The organism is Aeromicrobium sp. 50.2.37 (assembly GCF_024655735.1).
GTDB lineage: Bacteria > Actinomycetota > Actinomycetes > Propionibacteriales > Nocardioidaceae > Aeromicrobium.
Genome location: NZ_JANLGG010000003.1, coordinates 17,844 through 38,210 on the forward strand (window position 1 = coordinate 17,844; position 20,367 = coordinate 38,210).

The following is a 20,367-nucleotide window of genomic DNA, read 5'->3' on the forward strand; positions in this document are numbered from 1 at the left end:
TACTGTTCTTGTGTCATCGCATGACTGGTGTGGACTAGAAAGGCGCCTCGTGGGTCGGATGAAGTTGGCGGCTGCTGTCGTCCTCGCGGTTCTCCTCAGTGCTTGCTCGCCCGTCGCGGACAACGACATCGAGCGGCTCGCGCTGCCGGTCGCCGCGAGCGATCGGTCGCAGCCCGTGTGGGACCTGTGGCTCGGCGCCTGGATCGCCGTCCTCGTCGTGTTCGTGCTCGTCTTCGGCCTGATCGTCTACGCGTCGGTCCGGTACCGGCGTCGCAGCGACGACGAGATCCCGACGCAGGTGCGCTACAACCTCCCGCTGGAGGCGCTGTACACGATCGCACCGGTCGTGGTCGTCGCGGTCTTCTTCTTCCACACCGTCACGAGCCAGAACGAGGTGCTCGAGGAGGTCGAGAACCCCGATCACACGATCCAGGTCGTCGGCTCCAAGTGGCAGTGGGCCTTCAACTACCTCGACGAGCAGGCCACGCAGGGCGAGGACGTGTACGACTTCGGCACGCCCGCCCAGCCGGCCGAGCTGTGGCTCCCGCTGGGTGAGTCGGTGCGGTTCAACCTGACGAGCCCCGACGTGATCCACTCGTTCTGGATCCCGGAGTTCTACTTCAAGATGGACGTCGTCCCGGGTCGCGACAACAGCTTCGACATGACGCCGACGCGTGAGGGGACCTTCACCGGGCGGTGCGCCGAGCTGTGCGGGCTCTACCACTCGCGGATGATCTTCAAGGTGAAGGTCGTCTCCCCCGAGGAGTACCAGGCACATCTGCGGGACTTGGCCGAGCTCGGCCAAGTAGGCGCACCCGCCGGCCAGAAGGAGGCCGACACGGTCACCGGGCTCGACGGCCCAGACACGTCGAACACGGACGACGAGAGCGTCCAGGAAGGTGCGGGCAACTGATGGCCACCACTGCGGCATTCGACGACGGTCGGGAGCAGACCGCCGTCCGTGAGACGACGCTCGGCCAGAAGGTCGTCACGATCATGACCACGACCGATCACAAGGTGATCGGCAACCTGTACCTGGTCACGTCGTTCGTGTTCTTCCTGATCGGCGGCGTGCTCGCCCTCGCGATCCGGGCGAACCTGGCGCAGCCGGGCTCCAACCTCTTGAGTGACGAGGCCTACAACCAGGCCTTCACGATGCACGGCACGATCATGCTGCTGATGTTCGCGACGCCGCTGTTCTTCGGCTTCGCCAACGCGATCATGCCCCTGCAGATCGGCGCCCCCGACGTCGCGTTCCCGCGTCTCAACATGTTCAGTTACTGGTTGTACCTGTTCGGCTCGACGATCGTCGTGGGCGGCTTGTTCGTGCCCGGCGGAGCTGCGAGCTTCGGCTGGTTCGCCTACGCCCCGCTGTCGGACAGCGTGAACTCTCCGGGCGTCGGCGGCGACCTCTGGGTCATGGGTCTGTGGATGTCAGGTCTCGGCACCATTCTCGGAGCCGTCAACTTCATCACCACGATCTTCTGCATGCGCGTGCCCGGCATGACCATGTTCCGCATGCCGATCTTCGTCTGGAACACGCTCGTCACCAGCCTGCTGGTCCTCATCGCGTTCCCGATCTTCGCCGCTGCGCTGCTCACCTTGGCCGCCGACCGCATGCTCGGGGCCAACGTCTTCGACGCGGCCAACGGGGGACCGATCCTGTGGCAGCACCTGTTCTGGTTCTTCGGGCACCCCGAGGTCTACATCATCGCGTTGCCGTTCTTCGGCATCATCTCCGAGATCCTGCCGGTCTTCAGCCGCAAGCCGATCTTCGGGTACGTCGGCCTGGTGGCAGCGACGCTGCTCATCGCGGCCCTCTCGGTTGCCGTGTGGGCCCACCACATGTTCGTCACCGGGGCGGTCGACCTCGCGTTCTTCAGCTTCATGACGTTCTTGATCGCGGTACCGACCGGCGTGAAGTTCTTCAACTGGATCGGCACGCTGTGGGGGGGGAGTCTGTCCTTCGACACCCCCATGATCTTCTCGATCGGCTTCCTCGTCACCTTCCTCTTCGGTGGTCTGACGGGTGTCATCCTGGCCTCGCCCACCCTCGACTTCTCGCTGTCGGACTCCTACTTCGTGGTGGCGCACTTCCACTACGTCGTGTTCGGCACGGTGGTGTTCGCGATGTTCGCCGGCTTCTACTTCTGGTGGCCCAAGCTCACCGGCCGCATGCTGGACGAGAAACTCGGCAAGGTCCACTTCTGGCTGCTGTTCATCGGCTTCCACCTGACGTTCCTCGTCCAGCACTGGCTGGGCGTGGAGGGCATGCCGCGCCGCTACGCGGACTACGGCCCCAACGACGGCTTCACGACGCTCAACGAGATCTCGTCGATCGGCGCGTTCCTGCTGGGCGCCTCGACCCTGCCGTTCCTCTGGAACGTCTGGAAGTCGCGCAACAGCCCGCTGGTCAAGCTCGACGACCCGTGGGGCTGGGGCCGCTCGCTGGAGTGGGCCACGAGCTCGCCCCCGCCGCGCCACAACTTCCACTCCCTGCCGCGGGTGCGCAGCGAGAGCCCGGCGTTCGACCTCCACCACCCGGAGATCGCCGAGCTGGAGCTGCTGCACAACCCCGACGAGGACAGCGTCTTCGCCGACGCCCCGAACACCAACGGCAAGGCGGACGTGGTCGACGAGCACCAGAAGTCCCAGAACCCCGAGAAGGACGGTCACTGAGCCATGAAGGGCATGAAGGCCGAGTACTGGACGATCATCTCCTGCGGGATCTTCTTCGTCTTCATCGCGCCGGTGTACTGGGTGCTGACCGGGGACCCCACGGGCACCACGGCGCTCGTCATGACGTTCCTGCTGTGCGCCCTGCTGGGCTTCTACCTGTACGTGGTGGCCAAGCAGATCCCGAGCCGTCCGGAGGACCTGGACGACGCCGAGATCGCCGACGGCGCCGGCGAGCTGGGCTTCTTCCCGCCGTACAGCTGGTGGCCGCTCTACTGCGCCCTGGCGCTCGGCACGATCGTGCTCGGCGTGGTCATCGGCTGGTGGTTGTTCATCATCGGCGCGACGATCGGTGCCGTGACCCTCTGCGGCTGGATCTTCGAGTACTACCGCGGCGTCCACGCCCACTGATCAGCCTGGATGTTGGTCCCCGCCGCGTAGGATGACGCGGTGAGGTCAACGTTCTTGGGGCACCGCGTCGTGCTCGTCGTCGTGGCGATCGCGTCGCTCCTGGCAGCCTGCACCTCGGGCGGATCGCTTCGTGAGGCCGTGGCCCCCAAGGAGCCGGCCGTCGTCACGGCCAACGTCAAGGACAAGGCGGCCGACGTGCCCGTCGACACCCTCGTGGAGGTCGACGTCGAGCACGGGACGATCGTCGAGGCCTCCCTGTCCACCGAGGACGGCGCCGACGCCATCGAGGGCGAGGGTGGCGAGTCCGGCTGGACGGCGGCCTCGCGGCTCGAGCCCGGCACGGCCTACACGCTCACCGCGCAGGTCCGTGGCGACGACGGCAAGGACGTCGACCTCGTGCGCACGTTCACGACCCAGACGCTGACCCTGGACGACCAGACCTATCCGTCGGTGGCTCCGCTCAAGGGCGAGACGGTCGGCGTGGGCATGCCGGTCATCGTCACCTTCGACATCCCCGTGAAGAACCGGGAGCTGTTCGAGGAGAACATGCACGTCCGGTCCACCCCCGAGGTCGAGGGGTCGTGGCACTGGATCAGCGACTCCGTCGTGCACTACCGCCCCGAGCGTTACTGGCCCGCCGGGACGAAGGTGACGGTGGACCTCGACCTCAACAGCCTTCCCGCCGGGGGAGGGGTGTACGGCCAGCAGGACCAGGACATCCCCTTCACGATCGGCAAGAAGGTCGTGACCACGGTCGACGTCGCCAAGCACACGCTGACGATGAGCGTCGACGACGAGAAGCTGCGCACGATCCCGGTGTCCACCGGCAAGCCCGGGAACGAGACCCGGCGCGGCACCAAGGTGATCATGGAGAGGTTCTCCTCGGTCGACATGGACGCCGCCACCACCGGCGTGGACTCCTCCGATCCCGACTACTACGACATCAGCGACGTCCGCTGGGCCATGCGGGTCACGAACTCCGGGGAGTTCCTGCACGCCGCCCCCTGGTCGGTCGGCTCGCAGGGTCGGGAGAACGTGAGCCACGGCTGCGTGGGCATGAGCACGGCCGATGCCAAGTGGGTCTACGACCGCTCCCGCCGAGGCGACGTCGTGCGCTTCGTGAACAGCCCCCGGTCCCTCGAGGACAACAACGGCTGGACCGACTGGAACGTCGACTGGAGCGAGTGGACGAAGGGGTCGGCGCTGGACCCTGCGGCGTCCTGAGGGGCGTTCTGCGTCGCCGAGGGGGCTCTGGGACGTCCGGGGTGGCTGCGTCCCGTTCCGGTGGGCATCGCGCACGCTGCTGCGCCGCTGCAGTGGGCTTTCGGGTGGTGCTGCGTCGCTGCCGTTGACCTTCACGTGCTGCTGCGTCGCTGACGGGAGCGGCGCGCTTCCTGCGGCTGCGTCGCTGGCGGGAAGGCGCGCGTCCTGCGGCTGCGTCGCTGGCGGGAAGGCGCGCGTCCTGCGGCTGCGACGCTGCCGGTGGGCCTTCACCTGCTGCTGCGTCGCTGTGGCTGCGAGTCGGGGCGGCCTCCGAAAGGGCCTCGACCGCAACAGGGGGTCTGGGCTCGAGTGGGTCTGCGGGGCGCGGCCACGATTCTTCATCTGTGCGGGATCCACGCACGACTCTTCCTTCGCGTGGACCGTGCCTCGCGAAGGAAGAATCGTGGCGACGACCAGGGGCCCCGTACGGGCAGGGATTCTCCTTTCGCGTGGAACGGTCCGCGCAGAGGGAGAATCTCTGCCCACCCGATGCACGCGGGGCTCTGCCGGACGCAGGATTCTGCCTTCGTGTGCAGGAACCCGAATGATGCTGCGTTGGTGACGGGATCCCGTAGCCAACGCAACATCCTTCGCCCCCTCACGCACGAACGCAGAATCGTGCGTCCCCCGACCCGCGCTCCGAGAGCCCACCCGAGCCCGGACGCGTCCGCCGGTCGAGGCCCTTTCGGAGAATGACCCGACTCGCAGCCACAGCGACGCAGCAGCGAGTGAAGAGCCAGCCGGAGCGACGCGGCAGCGAGTGAAGAGCCAGTCACAGCGACGCAGCAGCGAGTGAAGAGCCGGCCGGAGCGACGCAGCAGCGAGGAGCGACCCAGCCGCGGCGACGCAGCCGCAGGGCGAAGCTCCGTCGCGCCGGCCGCGCCCGGCGGTTCGCCCAGGTTCGCCGGTCGGTCGTCACCCCCGCGCAGACGTCACCGCGCCGGACGCACGATTCTGCCTCCCCGCGCAGAAGCGCGAACGATGCTGCGTTCGCTACGGGATCCCGTCACGAACGCAGCATCCTTCGGCCGGCCACGCACGAACGCAGAATCCTGCGTCGCCGGGAACGCAGAGTCCTGCGCCACCCGGGAACGACGAAGGCCCCCGCCGGAGCGGGGGCCTTCGTGCGGTGATGGTGCTCAGTGCGACTTCGGGATGCCGGTCTCCGACACGCCCTGGAAGTCCTCGCCGAGGTGCACGGGGTGCCCCTCGATCTCACCGAGATGCTCCTCGGCGTGCTCGACCTCCGCCACGGTCGGCTTGTCGATCGCGCCGTGGTAGTAGAACGAGCGTGCCTTGTGGCGCAGCTTGGCCTTGCGTCCGGCCGGAGCGGCCACGCCGTTCTCGTCCGTCTCGGCCGGGGCCTCGAGGGCCGGGACCCGGTCGTGGGCCGTGAGGCGGTACTGCTCGAGGACCGGGAGCGGAGCGTGACGCTCGGCGTAGCTGCCGTCGGGCGAGCGCTCGATGACACCCGTCTCGTAGCCGTGCAGGATCTTGTTCTGGTCGGCCCGCTGCAGCCCGATGCAGATGCGGCGGGTGATGAAGAACGCGAGGACCGGGAAGACGAACAGTCCGATCCGGAAGACCCAGGTCAGGGCGAAGATGTCGAGACGGAACTGGGTGGCGATGATGTCGTTGCCGCCGGCCGCCCAGCCGACGCCGTAGAACGTCATGCCGGCGACACCGAACGCGGTGCGCGTCGGGGCGTTGCGCGGGCGCTCGAGCAGGTGGTGCTCACGCTCGTCGCCGGTGATCCAGCGCTCGATGAACGGCCACAGGAAGAGCGTCGTGAACAGGACGCCCAGGCCACCCACGCCGGGGATGAAGATGTTCCAGCTCCACGTGTAGCCGAGGAACGTGCTCTCCCAGGCCGGCATGAGGCGCACGAGGCCCTCGGAGAAGCCCATGTACCAGTCCGGCTGCGAGCCCGCAGTGACTTCCGACGGGTTGTACGGGCCGTACGCCCACACCGGGTTGATCTGGATGATGGCACCCATGAGGGCGGTGAAGCCGAAGACGACGAAGAAGAAGCCGCCGGCCTTGGCCGCGTACACGGGGAGCATCGGGTAGCCCACGACGTTGTCGTTGGTGCGTCCGGCGCCGGGCCACTGCGTGTGCTTGTGGTAGATCAGCAGCAGCATGTGCGCGGCGATGAGGCCGAGCAGCAGCGCCGGGATCAGCAGAATGTGCGCCATGTACAGACGGGGGATGATCTCCTCGCCCGGGAACTCGCCGCCGAAGATGAAGAACTCCACGTAGGAGCCCACGATGGGGACCGAGCGGATCATGCCGTCGACGAACCGCAGGCCCGTGCCCGACAGCAGGTCGTCGGGCAGGGAGTAGCCGGCGAAGCCCTCGACCATGCCGAGCGTCAGCAGGCCGACACCGATGACCCAGTTGATCTCACGCGGCTTGCGGTACGCGCCCGTGAAGAACACGCGGAGCATGTGGGCGATCATCGCGCCGACGAACAGCGCCGCCGCCCAGTGGTGGATCTGCCGCATGAGCAGACCGCCACGGATGTCGAAGGAGATGTGCAGCGTCGAGGCGTAGGCCTGCGACATCTCCAGGCCCCGGAAGGGGGCGTAGGAGCCGTCGTAGACGACCTCGGCCATGCTCGGCTGGAACCAGAACGTCAGGAAGACGCCGGTCAGCAGCAGGACGACGAAGCTCCAGAGCGCGATCTCTCCGAGCATGAAGGACCAGTGCTCGGGGAAGACCTTGCGCAGGTTCTTCTTCGCCACACCGGCGAGCCCCAGACGGTCGTCGAGCCAGCCCACCGGCCCGGCGGCCTTCTTGCCGAAGGCCGTGTCCTCGACCGGGGTGTAGGTGTCGTTGCTCATGACTCACCATCCAGTCTCTTCTGGTCGCGCGCAAGCTCGGGGTAGCTCGGCGCCACGATGTCGGGGAAGTCGCTCATGGCGATGATGTAGCCCTCGGAGTCGACACCCAGCGGCAGCTGGGGGAGAGGGCGGTGCGCCGGGCCGAAGATGACCTTGCCGTTGTCGGCCAGGTCGAACGTCGACTGGTGGCACGGGCAGAGCAGGTGGTGCGTCTGCTGCTCCCACAGGGAGATCGGGCATCCGACGTGCGTGCAGATCTTGGAGTAGCAGAGGATCCCGTCGATGCCCCAGTTCTCCTTGCCCTGCTCGGGCGTGATGTCCTCCGGGCGCATGCGCACCACGATGATCGCCGCCTTGGACTTCGCGGCCAGGAGCTCGTGGCCGTGGTACTCGGCCTCCTCCTCGCCCTCGGCGGGGAAGAACACGGCCGGCTCGGCGTTGATGAGCTGACCGACCTCGATCTCCTCCGGACGCATCGGCAGGCCGGACACGTCGTTGACGACCCGCATGCCCTTCTTCCACACCGTCTCGTCCTGGCCGTGGGGGAGCGGACCGAGGTCACGCAGGAGCACCACGGACGGCAGCGCCAGCGCGCCGACGGAGAGGAACAGGCTGTTGCGGATGAGCGGGCGTCGGCCGAAGGTCGACTCCTCGATGCCGGCATTGATGTCGGCCATGACCGCCGCGCGGTCCTCGTCGGAGGACTTGGCGGGGTGGCGCATCTCGACCATCTCGTGGTCGCCCATGAGCTTCTTGGCCCACTGGATGATGCCGACGCCGATGAGCAGCATGCCGCCGCCGAGGGTGGCGCCCAGCGCGAAGTTCGAGGCGGACCAGTTGAGGAACGTCTGGTCCTCGTCGATCAGGAAGTAGGAGAAGCAGAACACCACGAAGAGCAGGGCCGCGGCGAAGAACATGCCCGAGACCTGACGCTCGGCGCGACGCTCTTGTGCCGGGTCCACGTCGGTCGGACGCCACTGGTGGGGCGCTAGTCCCGGGTCCTGGACGGGCTCGGTCCGGGCCGGGGTGCCGGAGCTGTCGCGCCGCTCGAGGTCCTCGCTCATGATCAGGCCTTCTTCTTGTTCTTCACACGTGCCCCGTGGGCGCCGATCCAGATGGCGAATCCCACGAGGCCTCCGATGCCGACGAACCAGACGAAGACGCCGTCGACGACCGGGCCGAGGCCGCCGCCGGCGACGCCTCCGTAGTTGGGCTGCTCCTGCACGTTCTTGATGTACGCGATGATGTTGCGCTTGTCCTCCGGCGTGATGAGCTCGTCGTTGAACACCGGCATCTGCTGAGGGCCGGTCTGCATGGCCTCGTAGAGATGCTTGGCGCTGACGCCCGACAGCGTGGGGGCGTAGCGCCCGTTCGGGAGGGCACCACCGGCACCGACCGAGTTGTGGCACGCGGTGCAGTTGGTGCGGAAGAACTCCCCGCCCTCCTTCAGGCCGTCAGCATCGACGGTGCCGTAGTCGAGGTACTCCTCCGAAGGGATCGCCGGTCCGGGCGCGAGCGAGGCGATGTACGCAGCGAGCTGCTTGGTCTCCTCGGCGTCGTACTCGGGCTCCTTGCGCGGTGCCTGCGGCGCGGTCTGGGCCATGGGCATGCGGCCGGTGCCGACCTGGAAGTCGACCGAGGCGGCACCCACGCCGATGAGCGACGGACCGTAGTTGCCGCCGTCCTTCGTCGTGATGCCCGTGGCGTTCTTGCCGTGGCAGCTGGCGCAGCCGACGAGGAAGAGCTCGCGCCCCACCTCGACGTCGCGCGCCGTGTACTCCTCGGCCTGCGCGGGCTTGGGGGCTGCGGCGGCCCAGAGGGATCCGGCCGTCACGAGTCCCACCAGCAGGACGACGAGTCCGGCGAGGGGATGACGGCGGCGGGTCGACAGAGTGCGCACCGAGAACCTCATTCCTGTTAGGGGACCTCAGCGTACCTAGCGTCGTCGCAGGTCGCCGGGGTTAGGTTGGCCTAAGAAGGGAAGGTCCGGCGTGGAAGCGCCGGATCGACTACTTGATCACGTAGATCGTGAGGAACAGCGCCACCCACACGATGTCGACGAAGTGCCAGTAGTAGGACACGACGATCGCCGAGATGGCCTGCTCGTGGGTGAACCGGCGGGCGACGAGCGTGCGGCCGATGACGAGCAGGAAGGCCAGCAGACCGCCGACCACGTGGATGCCGTGGAATCCGGTGGCGAGGTAGAAGAGCGAGCCGTAGGCCGAGGACGGGATGGTCACGCCCTCCTGGATGAGCTCGGCGTACTCGGTGGCCTGGCCGCCGATGAAGACCGCGCCCATGACGTACGTGAGGATGAACCACTCGCGCATGCCCCACTTGCCCATCTGCCAGATGGTCCCGGTGCGCCCGGCGCGGCCACGCTCGGCGGCGAAGACGCCGAACTGGCAGGTGAGTGACGACAGCACGAGGATCGTGGTGTTGATCGTCGCGAACGGGACGTTGAGGAGCTGGGTCTCCTGCGCCCACAGCTCGGGCGTCACGTTGCGCACGGTGAAGTAGGCGGCGAAGAGGCCGGCGAAGAACATCAGCTCGCTGGAGAGCCAGACGATCGTGCCGACGGTCACCATCGAGGGACGTCCCTCGGTGCCGTGGAGTCGGGACGCGGGGATCACGGAAGTAGTGGCCACGCGCTCATTATGTACGATTCGAACGTGACCGAGAGCAGCAGGTTCCACGTCCTGGTCTACAGCGACGACCGAGACGTCAGGAATGCCGTCATCACAGCGCTCGGCACGCGTCCGCACCCGGACCTTCCACCCTTCGAGTACGTGGAGTGCGCCACCGAGCCGGTCGTGTGGCAGCACCTCGACGACACGCGCCGTCGACCCGACCTCGTGATCCTCGACGGCGAGGCCAACCCGGCAGGTGGGCTGGGCGTGGCTCGTCAGATGAAGGACGAGATCTTCCAGGCGCCGCCGGTGCTCGTGCTCACGGGTCGCCCGCAGGACGCCTGGCTCGCCACGTGGTCGCGGGCCGAGGCCGCCGTCTCGCACCCGATCGACCCGCTGCGGCTGGCCGAGGCGGTCATCGGGCTCGCGCGGTCCGTGCTCACGGCGTGAGCGCCCACACCTGGCCCGACGTGCTCGACGCCCTGGTCCTCGGGCACGACCTCGACGCCCGGTCGACGGCGTGGGCGATGGCCTCGATCCTGGACGGGGAGAGCACGCCCGCCCAGATCGCTGCCTTCGCGGTCGCGCTGCGCGCCAAGGGGATCTCCCAGGCCGAGCTGCAGGGCCTCGTCGACGCGCTGCTGTCGAAGGCCGTCCTCGTCGACGTGCCCGGCCGGGTCGTCGACATCGTCGGCACCGGGGGAGACCGGGCCAAGACGGTGAACATCTCCTCGATGTCGGCGGTCACGGCAGCCGGTGCGGGCGTGCCCGTGGTCAAGCACGGCAACCGGGCGGCCTCCAGCGACAGCGGCACGGCCGACGTCTTCGAGGTGCTGCAGATCCGTCTCGACGTTCCGGCGGAGGCAGTGCCGACGGTGCTGGAGCGAGCCGGCATCACCTTCTGCTTCGCCCCCCTGTTCCACCCCGGGCTGCGCTTCACGGGGCCGCCGCGACGCGAGATCGGCATCGCGACGCCGTTCAACGTGCTCGGCCCGCTCGTGAACCCGGCCCGTCCGGCGGCGTCGGCCGTGGGGTGCTCGGACCTGCGGACCGCTCCGCTCATGGCGCAGGTGTTCGCCGACCGCGGTGACGACGCGTTCGTCTTCCGGGGCGACGACGGTCTGGACGAGATCACCACCACCTCCACGACTCGGGTCTGGACCGTCGCGGACGGGCAGGTCGTCGAGGAGCTGCTGGACCCGCGGGACCTCGGTGTCGACCTCTCCTCGCCCGAGGCGTTGCGCGGGGGCGACCCGACCTACAACGCCGACGTGTTCCGGCGCGTGCTCGACGGTGAGACCTCACCCGTGCGCGACGCCGTGCTGCTCAACGCCGGAGCGGCCCTGGCGGCCCACGCCGGGGGGAGCGGGCCGTTGCTCGAGCGGCTGGGGGCCGGGATGGAGCAGGCGCGCACGTCGATCGACAGCGGCGCAGCGCGCGAGGTGCTGGCGCGCTGGTCGACCGTGACGCAGGAGCTCGCGCCCCCTCGCTGACGACGCGACGGCCGCGTGCGGACGTCAGAGGCCGATGCTGAACGCGTCCTCGAGGTCGTGGCGGCTGAACGTCTGGAACGCGATCTGGGTCTGCGTCGACAGCACCCCCTCGACCTTGTTGAGCCGGTCGGCCACGACGGCGGCGACGTCGTCGATGCGCTGCACCCGCACCATGGCGACGAGGTCGTGGTCGCCGGTGACGGAGTAGACCTCGCTGACGCCGTCGAGGTCGGCGATCTGGGCGGCGGTCTCGGGAAGCCGCGAGACCTCGGCCTGGATGAAGACGATGGCGGTGATCACGCCGTCAGCCTAGACCGGTTCGCCCGGTGGACGTCGGACTCGACCGGCAGGTCGGCGACGTGCCGAGCAGCGCCGGCGACGGGCACGTGCCAGCTGCCTCGCACCATGCGCACGCCGGGCGTCTCGAGCCATCGCAGGAGGGTCTCGGTCTCCTCGACCGAGGCGACCGGGGCGGGGTGGGCGGCGTGCGCAGGAGCGGGTACCTCCTCGGCGGTGGCCAGGAGTGCCTCGACCCACGCGGACGGGTGGACCGTGCGGGGCAGGAGCCCGGCGGCGGCGAGGCGACCGTGCCGGACCACGTGGACCTCCCAGCCCCTCTCGCCGGGCGCCGCCGCCACGAGCTCGTCGACCTCGGTGAGCTGGCGCAGTCGTTGGGTGCGGTCGACCGCCCGCAGGGACGCGGTGAGCCGGTCGCGCACGGCGGCGGCGTCCTCGTAGCGCTGCTGGTCGCCCAGCTCGGTCATCCGCAGGCGCAGCCGGTCGACGACCTCGAGCGGGTCGCCGGTGAGCGCCTCGCGCAGGCGTGCGACCTCGGTGTCGTAGAGGGCGGGGTCGAGGTCGCCGGTGCACGGCGCGAGACAGCGGCCGAGGTCGGCCAGGGCGCACGCGCTGCCGCGCGGGCGTCGGCCCATGCGGGTGGTGCACTGACGCACGAGGAAGGTCTCGTGCAGGGCAGCGAGGGCGAGCTCGCTCTGGCGTCGGTTGCCGAACGGTCCGACGTAGTCGGCGTCGTCGTCGAGGACGCGGCGCACCACCGACAGGCGGGGCCACGGCTCGCGGGTGAGCTTGATCCACGTGAGGCGCTCGGGGAACCGCGAGCGCCGGTTGTACGGGGGACGGTGCGCCGCGATGAGCCGGAGCTCGCGCACCTGCGCCTCGAGCGCCGTGGCGCAGACGACGGAGTCCACCCGCTCGGCCAGACGGACCATCTCGCCCATGCGGGTGCGGGTCTCCGACGCCGTGAAGTAGCTCGCGACCCGCTTGCGCAGGTCGCGGGACGTGCCGACGTAGAGCACGTGGTCGCGGACGTCGCGGAACAGGTAGACGCCGGGCTCGTGCGGCAGGTGCTGCGCCAGGTGGCGCTTGCGACGCTGCTCGGGGGAGACCCGCGACGTGAACGTGACGGCGTCCTCGAGGCTGTTCACGCCGAGGGAGCCGAGCCGCTCGAACAGGCCGTGCAGCACGTCGACGGTGGCGCGGGCGTCGTGCAGGGCCCGGTGGTCGGGCGTGGTGGTGGCGCCGAAGTGGGCGGCGAGGGTGGAGAGCTTGACGTTGCGCACCTCGTCGCGCAGCAGCGCCCGCCGGGCCAGCACGGCCGTGTCGAGCACCTCGAAGCGCGGCCAGGGGATCCCGAGCTCCTGCGCGGCGTGCTTGAGGAACCCGACGTCGAAGGGGGCGTTGTGCGCCACGAGCACGCTGCCGGCGGCCAGCTCGAGGAAGCTGGGCAGCACCTCGGCGATGCGGGGCGCCTCGACGACCATGGCGTCGGTGATGCCGGTGAGCACCGTGATGAACGCCGGGATGCTCTCCTCGGGGTTCACCAGCGTCTGAAGCTCGCCCAGCACCTCGCCACCGCGCACCTTGACCGCACCGATCTCGGTGATGCGCGACCCGGCCTTCGGCGAGCCGCCCGTGGTCTCGAGGTCGACGACGCAGAACGTGACGTCGCTCAGCGCTCGACCGAGGTCGTCGAAGCTGGCCTGGTGGGGGAAGGGACTCGTCACAGCGCCGACGCTAGGCGCGGCGTCCGACAGAGTGGGCGATTCCCTTGGTGTCGTCGGTGGGGTGGGTCTTCTCCTGCGGCTGCGTCGCTGTGGCTGCGCGTCGGGGTGGTCTCCGAAAGGCCTCGACCGGAGCGGTGGGTCTGGGCTCGGGTGGGTCTGCGGGGCGCGGCCACGATTCTCCCTCGGCGCGGGATCCGCGCACGGTTCTTCCTTCGCGTGGACCGTGCCTCGCGAAGGAAGAATCGTGGCGACGAAAAGGCGCCCTGGAGGGCAAGGATTCTCCTTCTGCGTGGAACGGTCCGCGCAAAGGAAAAATCCCTGCCCACCCGCCGCGCACCGAAGCCCCGCTGGACGCCCCGGGCCGCGCTCCGAGAGCCCGACCCGAGCCCGGACCCCGCCGCCGGTCGAGGCCCTTTCGGAGCGCAGGTCCACTCGCAGCCACAGCAACGCAGCCGCAGGAGAAGACCCACCCGCGAGAGCGCAGCCGCAAGGCACGACCCACCCCGAAGCCCCGCAGCCGTCGGGGACCACTCACCGCAACCCCGCCGCATGACGACTGAACCGTTTCTGTCGGGACGGCTGCCTAGCGTCGGCGACATGAACCCCGAATCCGTCGTGATCGACTGCGACAGCTGCCTCGTCCGCAGTCCCAGCGCGTGCGGCGACTGCGTGGTCAGCGTGCTGCTCGGCGGTCCGCCCCAGGGTGTCGAGGTCGACGCCGAGGAGATGGCCGCACTCACCGCCCTCGCCGACGAGGGTCTCGTGCCCCCGTTGAGGCTCGTCACCCCCGTCTCCGGACCCGACGTCCAGGCCGGGTGACGCACCTCACCCCGCACAGGGCCCACGCGGTCCGTCGAGGCGTCGGGTTGTCGCCCGCTTCCTCGCGCCCTCGGTTAGACTCGGCAACCGTGCGTCCGGAGCATGCTGCTCACCCAGAGCGACATCGGAGGCACCGCCGAACCGCCGCGGACGTGGGGAAGACGTCCAGGGCGGACCGGGGAACCACGTTCCTGGGGTGAATCGCACGGGCGCTCGCGCCCGTGGGTAGGGCAGACCTTGGCCCGAACCCGTCAGCTCACCCGGTAGGCGTCGAGGACACTGGAGGGTGCACGTGCACCGACGAGGCCTGGCCCGTACACGCAGCACACGATCGACCCTGGCCACCGCAGCGGTGGCGGCCCTGACCATCGGCGTCACCGTCGGAGTGGTCGGCCCCGCGCAGGCGGACCCGGTGACCACCGAGGACGTCGAGGCCGCGTTCCACGACGTCGAGGTGGTGGCCGAGCAGGTCAACCAGCTCGACGAGGACGTCAAGGACACGCGCGCCGAGATCGCCGACCTCGACGACGACATCGCCGACCAGCTGGCCGTCTACCGCAAGCAGCGCGACGCGCTGGGCGCCTCGGTCGTGCAGCAGCAGCTCGACTCGCCGCTCGGCCCCACGGTGAGCCTGTTCGGCAGCCAGGACCCCGAGGAGTTCCTCGAGGGCCTCGGTGCGGTCCAGGCGCTCAACAGCACGCGCGCCGACGCCGTCGAGTCCTTCGCCGCCACGGCCAAGGAGCTCAAGAACCGACGCGCCAGCCTGAAGGACCGCAAGACCGAGCTCGAGCGCGATCGCAAGAAGGCTGACGCGAAGCGCGCCCAGATCAAGGCCAAGTACGAGGACGCCAAGGCCGAGCTGGCCCGTCTGACGGCCGCCGAGCAGGCCGCCTTCAACACCAGCGACGTCGAGATCGGCTTCGAGGTCGACGCGAGCGGCCGCGCCAAGGCCGCGATCGACTTCGCGACCGCCCAGCTGGGCAAGCCCTACATCTACGGCGGCACCGGGCCGAAGGGCTACGACTGCTCCGGCCTGGTCATGAAGGCCTTCGCCGCGGCCGGCGTCTCGCTGCCCCGCGTCGTGGGTCCGCAGTACGCCGCGTCGCGCAAGATCTCCATGAACGAGCTCCAGCCCGGCGACGTCGTCTTCTACGGCGACATGTCGCACAACGGCATCTACATCGGCAACGGCAAGGTCATCCACGCGCCCCGGCCGGGCAAGAGCATCGAGGTCACGAGCGTGTCCTACGGGTTCACCAAGGCCGGACGCGTCGTCTGAGCCGACCCGTGCCGGGTGTCGGATGACGACGAGATCATGACGGGCGCCCCGTGAGGAGGCCTTCGGCCAACATCACGGCCGCGCTCGTCCTCCTCGGGGTCGCGCTCGCGGTGCTGCTCTGGCAGCGGCCCTGGTCAGGCGGGTCGGAGGACGCAGACGTCGTCGCGATCCCCGACGACGCACGTGTCGTGCTGGCGGACCAGCTGACCGCGCTCTCACGGGCCACGACGGAGCAGGAGTTCGTCGCCGCAGCCGGCGAGGGGTCCCGGGCGCGCACGTTCGCCGAGCAGGCCTGGCAGGCGCGCGAGGCGCTCTCGGTGACCGACGTGTCGCTGCGCTACGTCTCGGGCGGTGACGTGGCGGACCGCGCCGACGGCTCCACCCTCGCGACGGTCGAGGTCTCGTGGCGAGCCGGTGACGCGTCGCCCGTGGCCGGCACGAGCGTCCGGTCCACGCAGGTGGGGCTGCGCCTCGACCCCCGGGACGACGGCACGTTCGCCGTGCGCGGGGCCGCGGCCGTGGGGGACCGCCTTCCGCTCTGGCTGGCGGGCGACGTGCGTGTCCAGTCGGCAGGCGACGCGGTCCGCGTGGTGAGCATCGACGGTGGCGTGCCCGACCTCGACGCCCTGGCCGCGGCCAGGGCTGCGGACCGCAGCGTGCGGGCGACGGTGCCGGAGGCCGACGGTCGGCTCACGGTGATCGCCCCCAGCAGCAGGGCCACGACCGCGGCGCTGGTGGGCCAGTCCCAGGAGGACGTGGCCGCGATCGCCGGCGTCACGACCACCGTCGACGGCTCCACCGGGACCGCGCGGGTCGTGGTGCTCAACCCCGACCTCTTCGCCGGCATGGACGCCCGCGCCCGGCAGGTCGTCATCACGCACGAGGCCGCGCACCTGCTCACCGGAGCGGTCGGGACCTCGATGGTGACGTGGGTGGCCGAGGGCTTCGCCGACTACGTGGCGCTGCGCGACGACGACGCGCCGCTCGCGGTGAGCGCCGGGCAGATCCTCGCCCAGGTCCGTGCCGACGGCCCGCCCGACGCCCTTCCCGACGCCCAGGCCTTCGCCTCCGCCGGCGGGCACGGGCTCGGCGCGGTGTACGAGTCCGCATGGCTCGTCTTCGAGATGCTCGCCGACGAGACGTCGAACGACCGGATCGTGGCCTTCTACGAGGACGTGCGTGACGGTGGCGACGTCGCGGACGCCGCCCGGGAGCGCCTCGGGCTGAGCGTCGAGCAGATCACCGCCCGGTGGCGCGCCTACCTGGAGAAGAGCGCCTCGACCGTGTCGTGAAGGTCGCGCAGCACCGCGGTCCGCTTGACCTTGAACGACGGCGTCAGGTAGCCGTTCTCCTCGGTCCAGTCGTCGTCGAGGATGACGAACTTGCGGATCGACTCCGCCTGCGAGACCAGGGCGTTGGCGTCGTCGACGGCCTGCTGGACCTGCGTCTCCAGCTCGGGGGAGTCCAGGGGTCCGGTCCAGGCCTCCCGGTCGATCGTCACGAGCGCGGCGATGAACGGCTTGCCGTCGCCGACCACGAGGCACTGGCTCACCAGCGGGTGGGCGCGGACCCGGTCCTCGAGCACCGCGGGGGCGACGTTCTTGCCGCCGGCGGTCACGATGATCTCCTTCTTGCGACCGGTGATGCGGACGAAGCCGTCGTCGTCGACGTCGCCGAGGTCGCCGGTGGCGAACCAGCCGTCGGGGTCGAGCGCCCCGGCCGTGGCCTCGTCGTTGTTCCAGTACCCGGTGAACACCTGGGGGCCGCGGAACAGCAGCTCGCCGTCGTCGCCGACCCGTACCTCGGTCTCGGGGAACGGACGCCCGACCGTACCGATGCGCTGGTCGGACGGCGTGTTCACGCACAGTGCTGCCGTGGTCTCGGTGAGGCCGTAGCCCTCGAGCACCGTGACGCCGATGCCCCGGTAGAAGTGCGCCAGCCGGTCGCCGAGCGGCGCGCCGCCGGAGATCGCCCACTCGGCGTGGCCACCCAGCGCCTGACGCAGCTTGGCGAACACCAGCCGGTCGAAGAGGGCGTGCTTGGCGCGCAGCGCCGCCCCCACCCGCTTGGGCTTCCCTCGCCTCGTCGTCGCGTCCTGGGCCTTGCTGTAGGCGATCGCCGTCGCCACGGCCCGGTCGAAGATCGGACCCTTGCCGTCGGCGTAGGCCTTGGTGCTCGCGGAGTTGAAGACCTTCTCGAACACGCGGGGGACCGCCAGGACGAACGTGGGCTGGTACTCGCCGAGGTCGGCCACCAGGTCCTTCACGTCGGCCGTGTGGCCCAGCCGGGTGCCGGAGCGGATGGAGCCGACCTGGATGATCCGCGCGAACACGTGCGCCAGCGGCAGGAACAGCAGCGTCGAGGCGTTCTCGCGGCCGAACAGCTCGGGCAGCTGCTCGAGCGCCCCGGAGAGCTCGGCCCGGAAGTTGCCGTGCGTGAGCCGGCAGCCCTTGGGGCGGCCCGTGGTGCCCGACGTGTAGATGAGGGTGGCGAGCGAGTCCGACGTGAGGGTCGCCCTGGCCTGCTCGAGCTGTGCGTCGCTGACGCCCGCGGCGGCGGAGCGGACCTCGTCGAGGCCGCCCTCGTCGATGATCCACACGTGCTTCAGGTCCGGAGCGTCACGGCGGGCCTCGTCGACCCGTCCGAGGTGCTGTGCGCTCTCCACGACGGCTGCGACGGCGCCGGAGTCGGAGAGGATCCACGCCACCTGGTCGGTCGAGGACGTCTCGTAGATCGGCACGGTGACCGCTCCGGCCCACCAGACGGCGTAGTCCACGAGCGTCCACTCGTACCGCGTGCGCGAGAGCAGTGCGACCCGGTCGCCCGGTCGGACACCGGCCGCGACGAGCCCCTTGGCGACGGCGACGACGTCGGCGTGGAACGCGCCGATCGTCACGTCGGACCAGCCGTCCGGCCCACGTCGGGCGAGGGCCACGGCCTCCGGGTCGGCCGCGAGGCGGTCGAGCACGTCGTCGGTCAGGTTGCCCCGGTCGGGGCGTCCGTCCGACGCGGCAGGGTCAGGTCGGTCACCGTCCGCAGCGTTCACGTACGGCAGGCTACTCGGCGTCGAACGGGCACGGGAGCCGCGGGGCGGACGCGGAGCGGCGTCCCACTACGATGAGGATCCCGAGGAAGCGAGGAGGGCCCATGGCGCGCACCACGAGCGACATCGTCATCGATGCCGCACCGTCGGACGTCATGGCCGTGATCGCCGACTTCGACGCCTACCCGTCGTGGGCCACCGGCGTCCGCAGCGCCGAGGTGGTCGAGCCGGGAGCTGCCGGCGATCGGGCCGACCGGGTCCGGTTCACCCTCGACGCCGCACCCATCCGCGACACCTACGAGCTGCTCTACACCTGGGACGGCGACCGGTCGGTGTCGTGGAGCCTGGCGGAGAAGGCGACGGTGCTGACCGCGCTCGACGGCACGTACGCCCTGGCCGAGGTGGCCGGCGGGACGCGGGTGACCTACCAGCTCGCCGTCGACGTCGCCGTGCCGCTGCTCGGCACGCTCAAGCGCAAGGCCGAGAAGGTCATCATCGACGCGGCCCTGAGCGGCTTGAAGCAACGGGTCGAGACTCTTGGCTGACGACGAGGTGGGGTCGCTGGGACAGGAGACCCTCAAGCTGTTGCGAGCGCTCGCCGTCGACGCCGACACCACCGCGCCCCGGCGGAACGACGCCGACGCCGGGTCGCCCGCCGCCGACGCGCACGTGTGCACCACGTCGTGGTGCCCGGTGTGCCAGGTGGTGGGCTTCGTGAAGACCAATCCCGACGTGGTCGAGGAGGTCGCCGTGGCGGCGCTGCACCTCGCGCGCACCGTGCGCGACGCGTTCGAGACCGCGCTGCGCCAGGGCGACGGCACCCACGACACCAGCGACCGACGTACCGACGAGGGAGAGGCGAGCCGATGAGCTCGACGCACGACCACGACACGCGCCTCGGCGTGGGGGTCGACATCGGCGGCACCAAGATCGCCGCCGGCCTCGTGGGGCCCGACGGCACCATCCTGGCCAGCGTCTCGGAGCCCACGCCCGACGCCGACGCCATCGCCGGGCTCGTGGCCGACCTGGTGGGCCGGCTCCGCGCGCAGGCGCAGCACCCGGTCGCCGGGATCGGTGTGGGTGCGGCGGGGTTCGTCGCGGCGGACCGGTCCACGGTCACCTTCGCCCCCAACATCGACTGGCGCGACGAGCCGCTGGGCGAGCGGATCGCCCAGCTGGTCGAGCTGCCCGTCGTCGTCGAGAACGACGCCAACGCCGCGGCCTGGGGCGAGTACCGGTTCGGCGCCGGCGCCGACTCCGACGACCTGCTGCTCGTGACCATCGGTACCGGGGTCGGTGGTGGCGTGATCCAGGACGGCGACCTCATGCGCGGCGGGTTCGGCGCGGCGGCCGAGATCGGGCACCTGCGGCTCGTCCGCGACGGGCGCCTGTGCGGGTGCGGTCAGCACGGGTGCTTCGAGAAGTACGCGAGCGGCAGCGCCCTCGTGGCCGAGGCACGTGAACGGGCTGCGAGCGACGACCCGGCAGCGGCGGCCCTCGTGGCCCGCGCCGGTGGCGTCGCGAAGATCAAGGGTCCGCTGGTCACCGACCTCGCCCAGGAGGGCGACCCGTTCGCGGTGGACCTGCTGCGCGACCTCGGGGCCTGGATCGGCGAGGGCTGCGCCTCGCTCGCCGCCGTGCTCGACCCGAGCGTCATCGTGATCGGGGGCGGGGTCGGGGCAGCCGCCGACCTCCTGCTCGACCCCGTGCGGGAGGCCTTCGAGGAGCACCTGCCCGCGCGCTTTCACCGTCGTGTGGCCGAGGTGCGCCTCGCGACCCTCGGCAACGACGCCGGCATCGTCGGCGCCGCCGACCTCGGCCGCTCCGCCCGCAGGGCGACGGCGCAGAGGGTCGGCTCCGCACCCGGCTCAGGAACAGAGGACTGA

At 70.1% G+C, this 20,367-nt stretch carries 19 protein-coding genes and 1 riboswitch; of the genes, 12 read left to right on the forward strand and 7 right to left on the reverse strand.

Going from position 1 to position 20,367, the window contains the following annotated elements:
* Positions 1-58: 58 nt before the first annotated feature.
* The 4 genes from coxB to NUV38_RS02590 are packed head-to-tail and all read left to right on the forward strand — an operon-like array spanning position 59 to position 4,311.
* The gene (gene coxB, locus NUV38_RS02575; RefSeq protein WP_257727721.1) at positions 59-913 is read left to right on the forward strand and encodes a cytochrome c oxidase subunit II; all 855 of its coding nucleotides are present in this window, start codon (positions 59-61) and stop codon (positions 911-913) included.
* Positions 913-2,679, forward strand: coding sequence for a cytochrome c oxidase subunit I (gene ctaD, locus NUV38_RS02580; RefSeq protein ID WP_257727619.1), 1,767 nt, complete (start codon positions 913-915; stop codon positions 2,677-2,679). The genes coxB and ctaD overlap by 1 nt, the downstream gene beginning before the upstream one ends.
* Positions 2,680-2,682: 3 nt before the next feature.
* Positions 2,683-3,087 carry a cytochrome c oxidase subunit 4 gene (locus NUV38_RS02585; protein WP_308219639.1) on the forward strand — a complete coding sequence of 135 codons (405 nt, stop codon included), beginning with the start codon at positions 2,683-2,685 and terminating at the stop codon, positions 3,085-3,087.
* Positions 3,088-3,126: 39 nt separating this feature from the next.
* Positions 3,127-4,311 (forward strand): Ig-like domain-containing protein, encoded by a 1,185-nt coding sequence (locus NUV38_RS02590; protein WP_257727620.1) that lies wholly within the window; start codon positions 3,127-3,129, stop codon positions 4,309-4,311.
* A gap of 1,178 nt (positions 4,312-5,489) precedes the next feature.
* On the opposite strand, the gene NUV38_RS02595 is transcribed toward NUV38_RS02590, so the two are convergent.
* The 4 genes from NUV38_RS02595 to NUV38_RS02610 form a co-directional block, all read right to left on the reverse strand.
* On the reverse strand, positions 5,490-7,193 hold the full coding sequence (locus NUV38_RS02595; RefSeq protein WP_257727621.1) for a cytochrome bc complex cytochrome b subunit: 1,704 nt from the start codon (positions 7,191-7,193) through the stop codon (positions 5,490-5,492).
* Complete coding sequence (locus tag NUV38_RS02600; RefSeq protein WP_257727622.1) at positions 7,190-8,257, reverse strand: ubiquinol-cytochrome c reductase iron-sulfur subunit; 1,068 nt, start codon at positions 8,255-8,257, stop codon at positions 7,190-7,192. The genes NUV38_RS02595 and NUV38_RS02600 overlap by 4 nt, the downstream gene beginning before the upstream one ends.
* A 2-nt stretch (positions 8,258-8,259) precedes the next feature.
* Entirely contained in the window at positions 8,260-9,093 is an 834-nt protein-coding gene (locus NUV38_RS02605; protein WP_257727623.1) for a c-type cytochrome, read from the reverse strand.
* A 109-nt stretch (positions 9,094-9,202) separates the two neighbouring features.
* Positions 9,203-9,781 carry a heme-copper oxidase subunit III gene (locus NUV38_RS02610; RefSeq protein WP_257727723.1) on the reverse strand — a complete coding sequence of 193 codons (579 nt, stop codon included), beginning with the start codon at positions 9,779-9,781 and terminating at the stop codon, positions 9,203-9,205.
* A gap of 69 nt (positions 9,782-9,850) precedes the next feature.
* Between NUV38_RS02610 and NUV38_RS02615 the strand changes: the two genes are divergently transcribed.
* Entirely contained in the window at positions 9,851-10,273 is a 423-nt protein-coding gene (locus NUV38_RS02615) for a response regulator transcription factor (RefSeq protein WP_056555574.1), read from the forward strand.
* Positions 10,270-11,316: an anthranilate phosphoribosyltransferase gene (gene trpD, locus NUV38_RS02620; protein WP_257727624.1), complete on the forward strand. Its 1,047-nt coding sequence runs from the start codon at positions 10,270-10,272 to the stop codon at positions 11,314-11,316. The genes NUV38_RS02615 and trpD overlap by 4 nt, the downstream gene beginning before the upstream one ends.
* A gap of 24 nt (positions 11,317-11,340) precedes the next feature.
* On the opposite strand, the gene NUV38_RS02625 is transcribed toward trpD, so the two are convergent.
* Both NUV38_RS02625 and NUV38_RS02630 read right to left on the reverse strand, forming a co-directional pair.
* Positions 11,341-11,616 (reverse strand): Lrp/AsnC family transcriptional regulator, encoded by a 276-nt coding sequence (locus NUV38_RS02625; protein WP_055965697.1) that lies wholly within the window; start codon positions 11,614-11,616, stop codon positions 11,341-11,343.
* Positions 11,613-13,340 (reverse strand): DEDD exonuclease domain-containing protein, encoded by a 1,728-nt coding sequence (locus NUV38_RS02630; protein ID WP_257727625.1) that lies wholly within the window; start codon positions 13,338-13,340, stop codon positions 11,613-11,615. The genes NUV38_RS02625 and NUV38_RS02630 overlap by 4 nt, the downstream gene beginning before the upstream one ends.
* Positions 13,341-13,937: 597 nt before the next feature.
* On the opposite strand from NUV38_RS02630, the gene NUV38_RS02635 reads away from it, so the two are divergent.
* The 3 genes from NUV38_RS02635 to NUV38_RS02645 all read left to right on the forward strand — a co-directional run bounded on the left by NUV38_RS02635 (position 13,938) and on the right by NUV38_RS02645 (position 16,730).
* Positions 13,938-14,159, forward strand: coding sequence for a hypothetical protein (locus NUV38_RS02635; RefSeq protein WP_055965699.1), 222 nt, complete (start codon positions 13,938-13,940; stop codon positions 14,157-14,159).
* A gap of 124 nt (positions 14,160-14,283) precedes the next feature.
* A riboswitch (cyclic di-AMP (ydaO/yuaA leader) is annotated at positions 14,284-14,444 on the forward strand.
* Between the two features lie 7 nt (positions 14,445-14,451).
* The gene (locus NUV38_RS02640; RefSeq protein ID WP_257727626.1) at positions 14,452-15,438 is read left to right on the forward strand and encodes a C40 family peptidase; all 987 of its coding nucleotides are present in this window, start codon (positions 14,452-14,454) and stop codon (positions 15,436-15,438) included.
* Positions 15,439-15,488: 50 nt separating this feature from the next.
* Entirely contained in the window at positions 15,489-16,730 is a 1,242-nt protein-coding gene (locus NUV38_RS02645; protein WP_056555581.1) for a hypothetical protein, read from the forward strand.
* On the opposite strand, the gene NUV38_RS02650 is transcribed toward NUV38_RS02645, so the two are convergent.
* Positions 16,697-18,484 (reverse strand): long-chain fatty acid--CoA ligase, encoded by a 1,788-nt coding sequence (locus NUV38_RS02650; protein WP_257727627.1) that lies wholly within the window; start codon positions 18,482-18,484, stop codon positions 16,697-16,699. The genes NUV38_RS02645 and NUV38_RS02650 overlap by 34 nt on opposite strands.
* Positions 18,485-18,585: 101 nt before the next feature.
* Here NUV38_RS02650 and NUV38_RS02655 point away from each other — a divergent pair, with 101 nt between their 5' ends.
* From NUV38_RS02655 to NUV38_RS02665, 3 genes are read left to right on the forward strand one after another with little or no spacing between them, the layout of a single operon-like run.
* Positions 18,586-19,026: an SRPBCC family protein gene (locus NUV38_RS02655; RefSeq protein WP_257727628.1), complete on the forward strand. Its 441-nt coding sequence runs from the start codon at positions 18,586-18,588 to the stop codon at positions 19,024-19,026.
* Positions 19,019-19,351 carry a hypothetical protein gene (locus NUV38_RS02660; RefSeq protein ID WP_257727629.1) on the forward strand — a complete coding sequence of 111 codons (333 nt, stop codon included), beginning with the start codon at positions 19,019-19,021 and terminating at the stop codon, positions 19,349-19,351. Before NUV38_RS02655 ends, NUV38_RS02660 begins: the two co-directional genes overlap by 8 nt.
* Positions 19,348-20,367 (forward strand): ROK family glucokinase, encoded by a 1,020-nt coding sequence (locus NUV38_RS02665; RefSeq protein ID WP_257727630.1) that lies wholly within the window; start codon positions 19,348-19,350, stop codon positions 20,365-20,367. Before NUV38_RS02660 ends, NUV38_RS02665 begins: the two co-directional genes overlap by 4 nt.